This is a genomic window from Flavobacterium sufflavum, from assembly GCF_004016525.1.
Classification (GTDB): Bacteria; Bacteroidota; Bacteroidia; order Flavobacteriales; family Flavobacteriaceae; genus Flavobacterium; species Flavobacterium sufflavum.
The window spans coordinates 1-1,265 of the sequence record NZ_SACJ01000026.1 but is presented as its reverse complement, the minus strand read 5'-3'; the positions used below and the strand labels follow the sequence as shown (position 1 = coordinate 1,265).

Genomic DNA, 1,265 nt, shown 5'->3' with positions numbered 1-1,265 from the left:
GTAAAGGAACTATCACAGGAACAACTACTGATCCGTTAACTTATACAACTCAAGGAACTCACGTAATTACCTGGACTTTCAATGACGGTAATGGAAACACTGAAACAGCTACTCAAAATGTAATTGTAAAAGATGTAACTGCTCCAACTATTTCTATAGCAGGTGGAAACAAAACAATCAACTGTCCAGCGGTACCTTCATTTACTGCTCCAACAGCTACTGATAACTGTTCTGTTGCTACAATTAATATAGTATCGGATATAACAACTCCTGGAAATTGTGCAGGTTCTTACAGCAGAACAATTACTTGGGACGCTACTGATGAAAGTGGCAACCATAGTTCTTCTGTTAGTCAAACTATAACTGTTCAGGACATCACACCTCCTACTTTTACAGTACCTGCTAATATTACAATAAATACTGGTGAAAATTGCATTGCAAATACTGATCCTACTGTAACAGGTACAGTAACCAACATAAACGACGCATGTGATTCAAATCCAACAGTAAGCTATTCTGATACGGAATGTTTTGGTAACTCAACAAATAATGGATCAATCAATGCAGGAAATGGTAATTATTTCCCATTTACTATAACAGGTTTTGATGGTACATTAGCTAGTAATATAGAAAAAATAGCTTTAGCATTCGAAACAAATCAAGGAAAAGGTAGAGCCGAATTTACTTTAATTGCTCCTAATGGTCAAGGAATTATTTTAGTTGGTCCGTATTGTACAGGTGGAGCATGTGATGATGCAACACCAAGCACAAAAGAATTATACTTACCTGTATTTTATCCTAATAGTTCTGGTTATACAAAATGGAACAACAACAATTCTATTCAAGATGGTGTGAGTCAAAACTTCACTCCAAACGGAGCAACCAGTTCGACAAATACAATACCTGAATTGACATCATACGTATCAAGCTTTGAAAATTTCACAGGATCTATGAATGGTACTTGGCTAATTTATTCCAGAAAACAAGCTAATGTCAATGGTAATATTGAATTCAAAAGCGTTTGTTTAACTCCAAAACCTACTTGTCTTGGAAATAAAATTATTTCAAGAACTTGGACAGTAACTGATGCATGCGGAAATAAAGCTACTGCTAATCAAACTATAAAAATAGAAGACAAAACGGCTCCGGTATTGAGCAATGCTCCTGCTGATGTAACTGTAGAGTGTTCTGCGATTCCAACTGCTACTGCTGCTGATTTAACGGCTACTGATAATTGTGATGCTGCTCCTGTAGTAACTTACAAA

General features: G+C 36.0%; 1 pseudogene. It reads left to right on the top strand.

Going from position 1 to position 1,265, the window contains the following annotated elements:
- Positions 1-1,265: pseudogene (locus EOD40_RS18025) on the top strand (hypothetical protein); the annotation flags it as partial.